Annotated in this window: 18 protein-coding genes; 15 read left to right on the top strand and 3 right to left on the bottom strand. The window is 66.9% G+C overall.

Annotated elements, in window-relative coordinates:
• Positions 1-137: 137 nt before the first annotated feature.
• Positions 138-590, top strand: coding sequence for a DUF6221 family protein (locus BKA18_RS17050; protein ID WP_366047035.1), 453 nt, complete (start codon positions 138-140; stop codon positions 588-590).
• A 224-nt stretch (positions 591-814) separates the two neighbouring features.
• On the opposite strand, the gene BKA18_RS17045 is transcribed toward BKA18_RS17050, so the two are convergent.
• Positions 815-1228 (bottom strand): NUDIX hydrolase, encoded by a 414-nt coding sequence (locus BKA18_RS17045; protein ID WP_366047036.1) that lies wholly within the window; start codon positions 1226-1228, stop codon positions 815-817.
• Entirely contained in the window at positions 1225-1884 is a 660-nt protein-coding gene (locus BKA18_RS17040; protein ID WP_366047037.1) for an NUDIX hydrolase, read from the bottom strand. Before BKA18_RS17040 ends, BKA18_RS17045 begins: the two co-directional genes overlap by 4 nt.
• A gap of 402 nt (positions 1885-2286) precedes the next feature.
• Between BKA18_RS17040 and BKA18_RS17035 the strand changes: the two genes are divergently transcribed.
• The 8 genes from BKA18_RS17035 to BKA18_RS17000 all read left to right on the top strand — a co-directional run bounded on the left by BKA18_RS17035 (position 2287) and on the right by BKA18_RS17000 (position 8765).
• On the top strand, positions 2287-2796 hold the full coding sequence (locus BKA18_RS17035) for a nucleoside-diphosphate kinase (RefSeq protein WP_018088333.1): 510 nt from the start codon (positions 2287-2289) through the stop codon (positions 2794-2796).
• Between the two features lie 79 nt (positions 2797-2875).
• Positions 2876-3175, top strand: coding sequence for a hypothetical protein (locus tag BKA18_RS17030; RefSeq protein ID WP_366047038.1), 300 nt, complete (start codon positions 2876-2878; stop codon positions 3173-3175).
• A 163-nt stretch (positions 3176-3338) separates the two neighbouring features.
• Positions 3339-3923 carry a CYTH domain-containing protein gene (locus tag BKA18_RS17025; protein ID WP_366047039.1) on the top strand — a complete coding sequence of 195 codons (585 nt, stop codon included), beginning with the start codon at positions 3339-3341 and terminating at the stop codon, positions 3921-3923.
• A gap of 40 nt (positions 3924-3963) precedes the next feature.
• Complete coding sequence (locus tag BKA18_RS17020) at positions 3964-4728, top strand: hypothetical protein (RefSeq protein WP_366047040.1); 765 nt, start codon at positions 3964-3966, stop codon at positions 4726-4728.
• Positions 4729-4730: 2 nt separating this feature from the next.
• Positions 4731-6122, top strand: coding sequence for a hypothetical protein (locus BKA18_RS17015; protein WP_366047072.1), 1392 nt, complete (start codon positions 4731-4733; stop codon positions 6120-6122).
• A gap of 57 nt (positions 6123-6179) precedes the next feature.
• Entirely contained in the window at positions 6180-6917 is a 738-nt protein-coding gene (locus BKA18_RS17010; protein ID WP_366047041.1) for a class I SAM-dependent methyltransferase, read from the top strand.
• Between the two features lie 210 nt (positions 6918-7127).
• A complete protein-coding gene (locus BKA18_RS17005; RefSeq protein WP_366047042.1) occupies positions 7128-7745 on the top strand; it encodes an ATP-binding protein in 618 nt (205 codons plus the stop codon).
• A gap of 201 nt (positions 7746-7946) precedes the next feature.
• Positions 7947-8765: a hypothetical protein gene (locus tag BKA18_RS17000; RefSeq protein WP_366047043.1), complete on the top strand. Its 819-nt coding sequence runs from the start codon at positions 7947-7949 to the stop codon at positions 8763-8765.
• 164 nt (positions 8766-8929) lie between these two features.
• On the opposite strand, the gene BKA18_RS16995 is transcribed toward BKA18_RS17000, so the two are convergent.
• Positions 8930-9454, bottom strand: a complete 525-nt coding sequence (locus tag BKA18_RS16995) for a DUF5994 family protein (RefSeq protein ID WP_366047044.1) — start codon at positions 9452-9454, stop codon at positions 8930-8932.
• A 280-nt stretch (positions 9455-9734) separates the two neighbouring features.
• On the opposite strand from BKA18_RS16995, the gene BKA18_RS16990 reads away from it, so the two are divergent.
• The 6 genes from BKA18_RS16990 to BKA18_RS16965 all read left to right on the top strand — a co-directional run bounded on the left by BKA18_RS16990 (position 9735) and on the right by BKA18_RS16965 (position 13140).
• The gene (locus BKA18_RS16990) at positions 9735-10295 is read left to right on the top strand and encodes a DUF5994 family protein (protein ID WP_366047045.1); all 561 of its coding nucleotides are present in this window, start codon (positions 9735-9737) and stop codon (positions 10293-10295) included.
• A gap of 28 nt (positions 10296-10323) precedes the next feature.
• The gene (locus BKA18_RS16985; RefSeq protein ID WP_366047046.1) at positions 10324-10524 is read left to right on the top strand and encodes a hypothetical protein; all 201 of its coding nucleotides are present in this window, start codon (positions 10324-10326) and stop codon (positions 10522-10524) included.
• Positions 10525-10620: 96 nt separating this feature from the next.
• Positions 10621-10881, top strand: a complete 261-nt coding sequence (locus BKA18_RS16980) for a hypothetical protein (RefSeq protein WP_366047047.1) — start codon at positions 10621-10623, stop codon at positions 10879-10881.
• A 98-nt stretch (positions 10882-10979) separates the two neighbouring features.
• Positions 10980-11252, top strand: a complete 273-nt coding sequence (locus tag BKA18_RS16975) for a hypothetical protein (protein ID WP_366047048.1) — start codon at positions 10980-10982, stop codon at positions 11250-11252.
• 68 nt (positions 11253-11320) lie between these two features.
• Positions 11321-11743 (top strand): YjbQ family protein, encoded by a 423-nt coding sequence (locus BKA18_RS16970; RefSeq protein ID WP_366047049.1) that lies wholly within the window; start codon positions 11321-11323, stop codon positions 11741-11743.
• Positions 11744-11898: 155 nt separating this feature from the next.
• Positions 11899-13140, top strand: a complete 1242-nt coding sequence (locus BKA18_RS16965) for a PP2C family protein-serine/threonine phosphatase (protein WP_366047050.1) — start codon at positions 11899-11901, stop codon at positions 13138-13140.
• The last annotated feature ends 522 nt before the right edge of the window (positions 13141-13662 follow it).

Raw genomic sequence — 13662 nt, 5'->3', positions numbered from 1 at the left:
CCGGTGGTGCTTCCGCCGCCGCAGCTGAGTCATGCATTGTCAGTGCCCATCCGTACGGTGAGGGCACCACATCCGCGTTGTTGTTGGCTGCGGCAGCGCAACTCAGGAACCGCTCCGCCCGGAACAGCGTCCGGAGCGTGGCGAACCGTCTGGAGGAGATAGTGAGCGACGAACTGGTGGCGTTCCTACGATCACGCCTCGACGAGGACGAGGCAGTGGCGCGGGCAGCGTTTCCGGGGCCCTGGGTCCGGCGTGACCAGGTAGCTGGCGTACATGCCGCCGACGCGACACCGGAAAGACCCTTCGGGTCAGCCGTGGCCGACTGCCGCAGAGTTCCTGGAGGGTTTGGTTACGGAACCGCCAACGCCGATCACATCGCCCTCCACGACCCGGTCCGTGTACTCGCCGAGGTCGAGGCCAAGCGCGAGCTTCTGACTCGGTACGACGAGCCGGAGACATCGGGAGCTCTGCCCGAGTCATTTAACCGCCTAACGAGGCAGGTTCAGCGAAGCGTGCTCAGCGAGGCATTCCGGTGCCTCGCCTTGCCCTACGCCGGCCATCCCGACTATCGCAAGGAATGGCGGCCCTGATCACGCCCAGTGGACCCGCTCTGGGTGAGGGCGAGAGGTCCAGCGCCGTTCTTCAAGGGATGGGGAAATCCGGGCGTGGGTGACGGGAGGAATCCCAACTGTCGCCAGAAGTAACGCGGTTCAGGCACGGCACGGTCAGCGTCCTCCCCCGCTCGTAACGAAGGACAACAGGCGTTCCCGTGCCGTCTTTCAAGCCGCAATCAGGAGGCAGTGGGGCGGACCGACTAGCTGGCGAGTGTGGCGTCCAGGTACTCCTGCACCGGCCCGAACAAGCCGTACGGGACGTACTCGGGGATCTGGTCGTGAGCCACCCAGGCAAGCTCGGCCAGTTCCTCGGTGTCCGCGACATACGCGGTTCCGCTGCGCACTTCGCAGGCGGTATAGGACATCAGCCTGCCCGTTGCCGGGTGGACTCGCTCGCCCAGCAGCTCGACGGAGGAGACGTTCAGCCCGGTCTCCTCCTTGGTCTCCCGCACGGCGGCGTCCTCGCGGGTTTCACCGGGCTCGACTTCGCCGGCTGGGAACTGCCAGGAGAGCTTCCCCTCACTGACCCGGCGCCGGACCATCAGAACGCGTCCCTCGTGAACGATGATGGCCGCTGCAATGCCGGGTCGCTCATCGGCTGTCTGCTGCGTCATGTCTGCTCCTCCAGGGCGGCAAGCACGGGTGGAAAGATCGTATCGACGGGGATGAAACGGGTCACCGCGTTTCTGGGAACCCACATCACGTCGATGTTCTCGACGGCATCGGAGTTGGTGGCCTGGCCCGCGAGGTACTCGCACAGGAAGTATTCGCACTGAACGCCGGTCACCGGGTGAAGCCGGTTTCCGAGATGCTGCCGGATCGCGCAGTGCACACCGGTCTCGTCCAGCGTTTCTCGCACGGTCGCTGTCTCGGCCCTGGCGCCTGGTTTGATCACGCCAGCCGGGAACTGCCAGCTGAGGCCCGTTGCGTCATCGTCTCGCCGGCAGACGAGCAGCACCTCGCTGTCACGTATGACGACGGCGATCGCGACGCGCAGGGCCTGCGCACCTGCTGGGCCCGGTGCGGACGCGCCGCGTTCAGCGGAGACCAGAAGCGCGAACCGCTGCCGTGCCGTTGGCGGGGCCTTCTCGTGAACAGTGTCGAGGAGCTGTTGCATCTCCTTGCGCGGCACTACGGCCGGGTCGGCGTGCCAGGCTGCCACGGTCCGTACCGCGATGCCGAGCCGGCCCGCGAATTGTTCATTGGTGAGGCGCAGGGCGGACTGCAGCAGGCAGGCGTGGCGGCCATTCCAGAGTTCGATCACGTCCACGTCTACCCCCTCCTTCGCCACCGTCCTCAGTGCAGGAATCTGCGCACTGAAGGTGCACTCCGGCTGCACTGGCGGTTCATGGCCGTCCCGTAGGTGACTCGGAAGAATGATGGTTGCCAGGGCGGAGTGAACCGCAGGAATCGCCCTGAGCGGCCAATCCCACCGCGCCCGACAGCGCCGGTCGACCAAGGGGAGAGTCTAGGTGAGCGAGCCCAACGAGTAGTCAGACCAACGCACTTGGCTGAAACGAATCCCTGTTTTCAGCCCTATCGTGCCGCCTTCCGGTGTCCGCCATCTGAGGGAAGGCCCGAGAGTCCGGTCGAGCAAATGGGCGCCGGTAACCTCAGCTACCTGGCGGCTGATCCGCCGTCAATCTCTGTGCATACAAGCGAAAGGGATCCCATGACTGAGGATCAGGCACACCCCGTTGAGCGCACCCTCGTCCTGCTCAAGCCCGATGCGCTCGTGCGTGGCCTGGCGGGAAGGATCATCACCCGTTTCGAGGAAGCCGCACTGAAGATCGTCGGCACCAAGATGAAGTCGATGGACGAGGAGTTCACCCGGCGCCACTACTTCGATCTGGAGGAGCGGCTGGGGTCGGAGGTCTACCGCGTCACGTCGACGTTCATGCAGCAGGGGCCGGTCATCGCGCTGGTGCTGGAAGGGTTCGACGCCATCGCCACGGTGCGGAAGATCGTCGGCAGCACGTACCCGAACCAGGCGCCGGCGGGGACAGTGCGAGGCGACTTCTCGCACTACAGCGCCGCGGGCAGCATCGCCTCGGGCAAGGCTGTGGCCAACCTCGTGCACGCCTCAGGCAACAAGGAGGAAGCGCAGCAGGAGCTTGAGCTGTGGTTCGACAAGGACGAGCTGCACGACTACAAGACCCTCGCGGAGATCTACACGTACTAGCGGCGGGTTACAGCGTCACCGCGGGGACGCCGATGCGTTGAGCACCACCAGTGCACGACCCAACTTCAGAGGGGAAACCATGACCATCCAGACCCGCCTGGCCTCCGCCGAGGAGCTGGAGTCCACCTTCCAGCGCGAACTGACCACAGACCGGTGGACCGCTGCTGAGACCGCCTACGCCCTGGCGGTACGACACCGCGACCTGGGGGACAGGCCCAAGTCCCGTGAGTGGGTGCAGCAGTGCCTGCGACTCCTGGAGGGCTTCCCCAGCGACACCGAAGAGCAGGTGGCTACCAGCCGCACCTCGGTGGGCGGTGTCCAGCTCCCCACCTACCTGCACGAAGGCGTAGTCCGGGAACGCTTCGGCGACCTGGCCTGACCAGTGATCCATCCGGCGGGGTGGTGAGCCGGGCCGAGTGACGGCCGCCCCGCCCCGCCCCTGACCCACAACCGAAGAAGCAGTAGCCGTCCGAACCGGCACCCACCCCCTTGGCGCCGGTCCGGCTGGCTCCGTCATGCCTGATTCAGGAGGCGATACGCCCATGCCCATCGAGATCGAGATGCGTTCCCGCTTCGGCAAGGAGACCCGTGACCAGCTCGTCGGCCGTCTGAAAAGGGACGGCGAGGATCTGGGCCCCGACGACAAGCACATCTACTTCTACGTACTGCCGAACCAGTTGCTGAAGGTCACCGACAACACGGCTGCCGGCACCGCCAAGATCACCCTCAAGGGAAGCAAGATCGGCCAGGGCGCCGCATTCGCGGAGACCGAGTTCGCCATCGCCCCGACCGACGTGGGCGCCGCGGTGAAGCTATTCAACGCTCTCGGGTTCGAGGGAGCGATGCACGAGGCGTCCAACCTTCGGCACGACTACCGCTTCGACGGTGTCGAGATCGCGGTCAAGTGGAGCGAGGCATGGGGATACCACGCCGAATTCGAGGTCCTGCTGGACGACGACGCCCCCGACGCCGCTCGTGCCGAGGCAGCCGCCAAGATCACGGATGTCGCCGATGCGCTGGGCGTCACCCTGATGACCGAGCAGGAGCTGGCCGAGTTCACCGCCGCCTTCGAAGCCGCTGAGAAGGCACGCAAGGAGCGCGAGCGGCAAGCCGCGCCCATCCGGTAGGAGCACGTCATCGCGGAGACCACCGAGGGGGTGGGCACTGATGAGCACGACCCCAACGACCGCAAGCCTGATCGACCTGGCTGCCCGAGGGCAGCTACCACTCCACCAGTACATGGACCGGGCCACCATCGGCTGGATCACCACCAATCGGCCTGACCTCCAGCCCTCGCCACAACCGGCCCTTCGGCCGGTCGCGCAGTACCTCCTGCGGCGGACCGGGCTACCGCGCGACTGGATGGCCGAGCCCCGGCTGTACGACTCGATCCACGGCGTTCGGCACGCCATGCGCACCGCGGCATTGGCCGCCATCCTCGCCGAGGCGAACGGCTTGGACGATGCCGACACCACCACCGCCATCGTTGCCGCCGCCGTCCACGACTGCCAGCGCCATCACGACAAGGACGACCGTGGCCACGGGGAACGTGCGGCGATATGGCTTGCCGCCAATGCGGACACCGTCTGGGGCCGCTTCGACCTCACAGCCACACCGCGCCGCGTCACAAGGGCCGCTACCGCCATCCGACTGCACGACGTGCCCTACGGCGCATTCAGCCCTGACGACCAGGCCGACTATCTGCGGAGCCAGATCATCTGCGACGTGGTGAAGGCCGCCGATGCTCTGGACCGGTACCGCCTGCCGAAGACCAGGTGGTGGCCGAACGCCCAGCACGTCAAAGAGCCCTACTTTGACGCGTTCCGCAGCCTTGCTTTCGACCTCGTGAGCATCTCCGAGAAGGCCCACCTTGCCGGTGCCCACAGCCCTGCGGCCGTCTTGTACGCGCTTGCGGAGAAGGAGCTGGCGTGACCATGGACTTCCTCGACGCCTACCACCTCTGGGCCGACGCCCACGCCTTCTACGACACCACCCTCATCCCCAGCCCTGCCGACACAAACGACCCGCTGGCCCGGCAGTCGGCCACCTGGGACGAGCGGCTCGCCGCCACACCGAACGGGCGCCTGCTGCGCCAGAACTCCCTCTTCGACGCCCTCAACGGCAAGAGCAGACTGCACCTCCTCCACGTCACCCACGCCCTTGAACAGATCAACGAGCAAGGCGTCCTCTACCCGTCCGGCGGCTGCCTCGTCGGGAGCATCTACTGCGCCCCGCTCACGGCTACGGACCGGGGCCTGCGGATGCACAACCTGGCCGCGTACGTCCTGACCAAGGAGGCGCCGGCCTTCCTGGCCAAGCTCGGCGTCACCGACCGCGTACCCACCCCGCTGATCTTCGAGATCAACACCCCACCGCAGGCGTACCAGGGCCTGGCGGGAGTGGACTATCTCCGGCTGGGCCTCATCCACTTACGGATCTACTGCCACCTCGAATACCTGCTGAGCAAGAGCGAGCGCCACCGCTTACGCGAGACCGTCGTGGCCAGGGTGAAGAACTCTGGCGCCTTCCTCGCCACCGCGGCGGCCGTGGCCTACCGAGGCACGCACATCGCCGCCAGGCCCTTCCTCGGGCTGCTCGACGAGACCATCCCCCGCTTACCGATCCTCGGCTACCTGTACTTCGAGGCGCTGGCGGAGTACCTGATGCTCCACTCGACCTCGCAGCACACGCGACACCTGGCCGACATCGGAGAGCTGAACAACTGGCTGTACAAGGAGATGCTCTTCGCCTCCTACCCGAACATGGCCGGCAAGTTCGACCTCGCGAAGTTCCGCCCCAGGCCCGGCCAGCTGGCCGACCTCATCCACCAGGTCGACCCGACCATCGAGATCAACCACGCGGCCGACTACCTGGTCGAACGAATCAGCCACCTCATCGCAGCCCGGCTCTTCGCCCCTGGGGAGCCCCCGGAAGCCTGGCATCACAAGCGCTGGGAATTCGACGCCCTCTCCACCCAGCTCGGCCCCCTGCTGGGCCACCTCATCCACCGGGAACTGCGCACCTTCGGCCGCTACCCCGACTTCTACTTCTACTTCGACCAGTACAAGGCCCTGCAAGCCTGGAACTACTGGAACCACATGGACATCGTCGCGCCGTTCAACGGCACGATGCCCAAGGGCGAGATCGGCATCAACCCCGCCTACCCCAACCTCGACTACCGCGTCTGGCGCGCCGAACAGGACGACGCCGGCCACCTCCACCCGGCCGAGCAGCTCTCCTTGACCATTGCCCCGCGGCTGGTGGACATCAAGTACACCCTCATGCGCAACAACCAGTGGACCGCCCCGGCGCCCAGCGCGGCGTAACCACTGCAGCCTTCACCAACAGCTGCCCTGCTGCCTCTTCTTCCCAGGAGCCCCGCCATGAGCTACTTCGGCATGCCCTCCGTCGACCTCCTCGGCGAGCAGATCGACGCCGTACTGAGCGCGCCCTCCACCACCCACGGCCTGGCCCGATCACTCCGCACAGCGGCCTGGGAGATCGAACTCCACCGCTATCACCACGCCAGCCAGCGGGCCTGGCCGGACGGCCGCATCGACCAAAAGCCCACCAAGGTCCAGATCGGCGGCGGAACCCACCGCATCGAGGACTTCTTCAACATCGACGCCGTTCCGCCGGCCGACCTGCTCTGGGATGTCCGCGAAGGCATCCCCCTGCACGACGACACCGTCGAGCTGATCTTCTCCGAGCACTTCCTGGAGCACATCGACTACCCCCGCTCCGCCAAGAACTACGTCCGCGAGGCTCACCGCGCACTCACACCGGGCGGCAAGATCATCACCGGCGTCCCCGACGCCGCCTTCGCTCTCAGCCAGTACCCCGGACCGCTCAACCCCGCCGACGAGATGGTCGAGCGCTGGTATGCCAGGCGCGACTGCCGCAACGACATCAACACCCGGCTCGACCTCGTCAACCTCGTCTTCCGCGACCAGGACGACGACCCCAAGTACACCCCGCACCTCTGGGCCTACGACTACGAGAAGCTCGTCCAGCTCTTCACCGAAGCGGGCTTCGCCACCGTAGAGCCGTGGACCTTCGACCCCACGATCGCCAATCCGAAGCGCCGCTGGGGAAGCGTCTACGTCGTCGCCACGAAGTAGCCGACGACCTAGACCTCCGACCACCCGGATAGCGCCCCGCCGCACCCGCCTTGAGGGCTGTGATACCGACAGCGGTCGGCATGCGGCACCCCACCCACGCACAGCCGTCCCCGCCGAGGGAGGCATCCTCCGTGTCTCACGTCGGCCTGCCGCTCAGGGGTCTCCCCTCGCCTCAAGCCCCGGTCTGAAGTCCGTCGAAGGGTCTCCGTCATGCGCCGCCACAGCCAAAGCTTTCTTCTGGTCCGCGATCCGACCTCGGTGCCGATCAGCCGTCACCGTCTCCAGGATCTGGTGAAAAAGTGGGGGCTCCGCCTCGACGAGTCCTCCGATACCGCACTGACCGTCATTACCTCGGAACTGGTCACCAACGCGGTACGGCACGGCACCGGCACGGTGCTCACCATCACGGTGTCCGCCAACCTCAGCCGACGGCGAATCCTCGTCGAGGTCTACGACGGTTCGCTCGTCCTCCCTGTTCCGCACTGGGCGGATTCGGAGGACGAGTCCGGGCGCGGTATGGCACTCATCGACCGCCTGTCCCTCTGCCACGGGGCCGAGCACACTACCTGCGGCAAATGCGTCTGGGCAGAGATCGCCCTGCCCCCACAGCGAGTCACCCGTCAACGGATCATTCTCCGCCCCCGACGGGCCGCCCGAGCTATCGCCCGCCGTTTGGGCGCAGCCCGCCAGCCCCTGACGACCGGACGCGCAGGAAGCCGTGCCGGTCATGGGCGCCATGCGCAGGCCGTTCCGCGCAGACTCTCAGCCCCGCGGCCTGGTCACGAGCAGCGGCCGCGGGTCCGTGATCAGGAGGAAGCGGATCGGTGAGCCCGCGGAACAAGCCCAGCGCGGCCACAAGGGGTCAACCCTTCAGGCAAGTAGTGGCTGCGGGTGCTGCGAGGGGGCCCCGACCTTCACCCTGCATTCGCGATCCGACCGCGAGGCCCTCGGTCTCTCTACAGGACCACGGGAGTCCTCTGCGCAGAGAATGAAGCCGACAATCCACACCTCAACTGCAACCATGACGCGATGCAGGCAGAAAGAGCGGAACAGTACGGCAGGTGCGCAGCCATCCTGGAACAGGACTTCCAGGTGCCCGGCGCTGGCGGCGTCTTCGACCAGGCTCTAACAAACGGACTGGCCGCCATCGTTGCGCATGAATGGCCAGGTGAGGAGTCGGCTGTGCAGAAGAACGGCGACAGACGGATGAAAGCTGCTAGTGGGCTACTGGCAGTCATAAGGACTCACCTCGACGAGAGCACGCCGGGAGTTCGCACGATCTCGGACAAGGAAGTTAGGTCAGGCACCCCCTTCTGGGGGGAGGACGAAGATCCGCCAACGTTCGACGTGACGATCGAAGTCGACGTCCTCTTGGATGCGCTTGACCAGACGCAACCGGTGCGCCATGCACGCGGCATCGGAGCCCTTACTGAAGCCCACGTTGACGCCTTGATAAAGCTCGATGACCACATCAGCCTGCGCCGGCTACCCGAAGCCCGCCAGGACTCCGAATGGGTCAAGGACCAGATCCGGGATCGCTACGAACAGCAACGGGCCGCAGACTACTTGCACCTTATCGGGGAGGCCGAAGCTGAACGGCGGGCAAGCGGCGCCATCGAGTACCTGCCGGCGGACCCGAAGGAGCGTCTCCTCGACTTCGGACTAGTCGAATGCCCCGTCTGCTCGTACGAGGCCCTTCGTGTCACAGGCATGGATGACGCCGTCATCCTGCCATCGCGCCCGTGCTCACTGCTTCGGCCCCTCATGCCACCATCCGCGCAACTGCCACCCGCACCGAGGTCCATCCTCCCGACAGAACCGAAGGCTGTTCGGCGCGGCCCACGATGACCGGCTCATCGGACAGGTCCTGGATTGCCGACTCACACCCAGCCGGCCGTGGCGCAGGTTCGGTTCCTGCGCTCCAGTCGCAGGCTGACCAGCGGAAGACGCTCGCACCGCCACCCCCCTGTATCCCTTGTCGTCGAAGGAGCGTCGAAGCCTCGACGGCTTCCTCACCGCTTGCCGCGTTCGCGGCCCGTCCGGGTCTCTTCCGCCAGAACCGGGTGGGCGCGACGGGTGCCGGTGTCGATGAGGATCTGCTCGGCCTGGGTGACGTTGCCGGCCTCGACGGCCCTGGCCATCGCGGCGCGGGCTGCTTCAGGTGTCGCGTGCGGCGGAACCACCAGCAGGGAGAAGTGGTCCTGGTCGCCTCGGGTGATGAGGACGGTGTCGTCACCGATCGGGAAGGATTCGATGTGCACGACCCGGTCGTCGATGACCAGACGCGTCGGCAGTTCTTCCCAGGCACTGGCGTCCAGGCCGACGCGCAGGACGGGGCCAAGGTGCTCCGTCAGCGCCGTGATCAGACCGGGGAGCTCGGCGCCGATGTCGCGTGAACGCGGCCACCACGCGCCGTCGAGAACTTGCTCGCGGGTGTGCGTGGTCACCAGCCTCAAGAGAGCCGTCCCGGGCCTGACCGCCTGGTGGACCGCGTCCGGCAGAAGCTGCGGGACGCGGGGAGTGTCGGAGTCGGCCATGTGTGTTCACCCGTCTTCCGGGGCGGTGCGTCCGCCCGGCGAGGTGACCTCGTCACTTCACCGTACTCCGCGTGCCGGGGCGCGGGCGCGCCGCCCGGCGGCGGAGCCGGACCCGCGTTCGCCAGGAAAGTTCCTGGTCACGGGCGCCTTTACGGACTGCCGGCCGGAGTAGAGTGAAGAGACCGGGAGTACTTCGCACACCGGCTGCCACGCCGGTGTCGTTCTCGGCGAGCAACAACACCGGGACGTCGACGACGAGCCCCGGGGACAGGTCCGCGCCATGACCGCGACCACCGACCGTACGATCACCGGCGAGCGCGTACCTTCTTCACCGGCCCGCCTCTCCTTCACTCCGGCAGGATCGCCTCCGGGTCTCCTGGATGGCGCTTGGTGGCCCCGCTCTCGCGATCTCTCCCGCGAAATTCCCGCTCTGACCGACGTGCTGGATGCGCTCTGGGGCCGGATCACCCGTGCCACGGTGAACCCGACCCACTGGCCCGTGGTGCCGCGAAAGGTGCCGGTGAAGGGGCACACGGTGCACGTGGGCTGGTTCGCCGAAGAGCAGGACCCGAACAAGCTGATCCTCCTCTCCTACGCCGCGGGCCGCTGGGACCTGCTGGTGATCCCGCCGGAGACCGGCGCTGCCGCCGCCGCCCGGCTGATGTCCGCCGCGGCCACCCCCGGCGGCCTCCACACCGCCAGCGCGCTGATGACGCGCGAGGACACCACCCGTCACGCGCAGGAGGAGCTGCAGGAGGAAGAAGAGTGGGAGACCGACGGCGGAGCCGCCTCGGCGGCAGAGAAACCGGCCGAGCTCCTGACCTCCGCCCGAGGGATGTGAGGACACGGAGACGATCATCCCCGTAGCCGTGATCATCCTCATGATCGTCGCGGGCGTGATCCTGATCCATCTGCTCAACGCGCGGCGCGACGAGCGGATCGCGGCCTTCCCCTGTAGCGCCGCCCTGCGAGCATCCGGACGGCGGAGCTGCCCGAACCGACAGCCGACCGAGCCCACTGAACCGCCCGTAACCACCGACCACGAGCACCACACCGGGGGCCGCAGATGACACCGACCTTTTCCTGACCGGGGGCGGTGGGTGTGACGCGACGGCATCACACCCATTGACACGTCATCCTGCCGTCCCCAAAGGAACGAGGCCACCATGAAGCCACCAGAACTCCCCTCGGCCGGACGCGCCGACGTGCGCATCGTCGCCGCCTCCCCCGAAGCCGCCCGTCAGGTCGCAGACGTTCTCCGTCGTCACTTCGCCGCCACCGAACAGCGCAGCTACCCCGTCGACGACTCAGGCGGAACCCGCCTCCACCTCACCGTCGACACCACCCACGCACCAGAGCCGGCGCAGCCCTGGCTGGTGACGAGTCGATCCTCCGGGGACGCCCGCACACAGACGGACGAAATCTGAAGCCAGAGCCGGCAACGGGCGGCGGGGCGGGGCGGGGTGTACTGCGTCGCCTGTCCCCACAGGCTCCGAGTCGGCGCCGACACGAGTGGACAGCGATCATGGCAACACTGCAAGAGCGGAAGCACTACCGCGATGCGATCATGAAAGCCCTGTACGAGACCACGGAAGGCAATCGCTTCCTCGGTGTCACCGGGGAAAAGCTGCGCGACGACCTTCAGATCCCCGAGCAGGATCTGGCCGCCGCCTGCGCATATCTGGTGGGCGAAGGGCTCGTCACCGTCGACTGGGCACAAGGGAACACACCCGTGATGGTCACGCTGACGCACCAGGGAATCCGGCTCATGGAAGCCGAAGAGGAGAAGCGGGGCTGACGCGAAGCGAATGCTGTTCACCCATCCGGCCGTTAGCGCTCGGGCTCCGCGACGGGTACCGGTGAACCATGGCTGGCACCTTCACCACCCGCACGATCAACATCACCACCGGCTCCACGGAGACCCTGCACGACCTCACGAACGCATGCTCCGCGTTCCTCCGGGAGGCCGCTCACGGGCGAAACGGTCTGCTGAACATCTTCACCCCCCACGCGACGTCCGGCCTGGCCATCATCGAGACCGGCGCGGGCAGCGACGACGACCTGTTGGCGGCCCTCCGCGACATCCTTCCGGCGGACGACCGCTGGCAAGACCGCCACGGCAGTCCAGGCCACGGCAGCACCCACATGCTCCCGGCTCTGGTCCCACCGCACGCCACATTGCCCGTAGTCGACGGTGAGCTGGAGCTGGGGGCGTCACAGTCCGTCGTACTGGTGAACACCGACCGGGACAACCCGGAACGCCAAGTCCGGCTGTCTTTCCTCAGCTGACCACACGACCCTGCACCTGGTCTCCCCGAAGACCGAGCCAGCCGTCCTCTGCCAGGACCGCACTCAGATCAGGCTGCCCTGTGCCCCACTCATTGGAGACCGCCGGCTCGGCAGATGAAGGCGAAAGCAGGCTGGTGAGGCGAAAGGGCAAGGCTATGGCGGAGGGTGATCGGCAGCCGGGCAAGGACACGGTGGACCGGTCGGAGGGGTTCGGCGAGCGACTGCTGGGGGTGCTGCTGGACCGGGCGCACGAGATGCCGCCGCAGTTGATCGCCCCGCTGATCGCGGAAGAGGTGGCGAAGGTCGGCGGCCGTCACGTCTCGATCCTCCTTCAGGACTATGCGCAGCTGCTGCTGGTGCCGCTGCCAGGTAGGGGGCTGACCGTCGGCAGGCCCGAGCTGATCGGTGACTCGCACGCGGGCGCGGCCTTCCTGTACGGGGCCTCTGTCGAGGTACCGCAGGACGACGGCGTTCGGATGTATCTGCCGTTGCTGGACGGCAGCGACCAGGTGGGCGTGCTGGCCCTCACCCTGGACACCGTCGATGACGATGACCGGCGCTTGTTGCGCAGACTCGCCGGCCTCGTCGCCGACATGCTGGTCACCAAGCACAGCTACACCGACCAGTTCTTCCTCGCCCGGCGCCGCGAACCGATGAGCTTGGCCGCGGAGATTCAGTGGTCTTTGCTACCGCCGCTGGCGATGTCCGTCCCCCAGGTCGCGGTGGCGGGAATCCTGGAGCCGGCCTACAGCGTTGCCGGCGACAGCTTCGACTACGCCCTCAATGAGGACATCCTGCACGTGGCCATGGTCGATGCGATGGGCCACGGCCTGGATGCCGCCACCATGGCGACCGTCGCCGTCGGCGCCTACCGGCACGCCAGGCGCGCCGAAATCGGCCTGTCCGAGATCTACGCGTTCATGGACCGGGCCATCGCCGAGCAATTCGGGCCCGACCACTTCGTCACCGCGCAGATGATGCGCCTCAACATCACAACGGGCCACCTGCAGTGGGTCAACGCGGGCCACCCCTCACCGCTGCTGATCCGCAACCGCCAGGTCGTCCGGCAACTGGAGGGCCCGACCACCTTGCCGGTCGGCTTCGGTGGTGAACAGCCCCAGATCAGCGAGCAGATGCTTCAACGCGGCGACCGGGTGCTGTGCTTCACCGACGGCCTGATCGAGGAGCACGAAGCCGGCGAGGAGCAGTTCGGTGAGGAACAACTCATCCACTGGGTCAACCGCATCGAGCACACGGAGAAGGGAGTGCGGGCGGTGGTGCGCTCGCTCTCCCACACCCTGAAACAGGAGCGGGGCGGGAGCACCAGTGACGACGCAACCCTCTTCCTGATCGAGTGGCGCGGGGGCGCCGCCGACCACCTCGCCGTCCTGGAGTGAGCCGACAGCCGCACCACCATGCGGTGTGCAGCGACGATCCGTCCGCAGGAACCAGCAGTGACGGCTGCTGCGCGAGCGAGACGGTCGATGCGATCCGGCCCCGGGCTGCGTCTGCGGAAGCTGATGCCCTCGCTCCACACTGCTCAGCAGCAATTGCGACCAGGTGGCCCCGGACTGGAAGGACCTGGCGGGACGATGCAGAAGCCCCTGGCTCCTCACCCAGCGTTGCATGCGCAGTCCAGCAGTACGGCGGACCTCTGGAAGCCACGTTCCATCACGGATCGGCGGCCGAAAGCACTGCTCCACGAGCGTCGCGAACGACCGTGCCCCATCCGTGCCCTTCAGCCCGGTCAACACCGGTCACGAAGGGCACGACGGGACGCCACCGGACGACGGCCGAAAGCAACGTTTCCCCAGGTCAGCGGCGAATGATCGTCCCAGGCGCCGTTGATCCCCAAGCTCAGGGCACAGGACAGGTCCGCGTCGCGTGGCCAAAGCTGCTTGGCAATCAGTCATTACGGG

Source organism: Streptomyces auratus (assembly GCF_050433025.1).
Taxonomy (GTDB): domain Bacteria; phylum Actinomycetota; class Actinomycetes; order Streptomycetales; family Streptomycetaceae; genus Streptomyces; species Streptomyces sioyaensis.
Note: the sequence above shows the minus strand (reverse complement) of the source record. Positions and strands in the feature narration are given on the sequence as shown.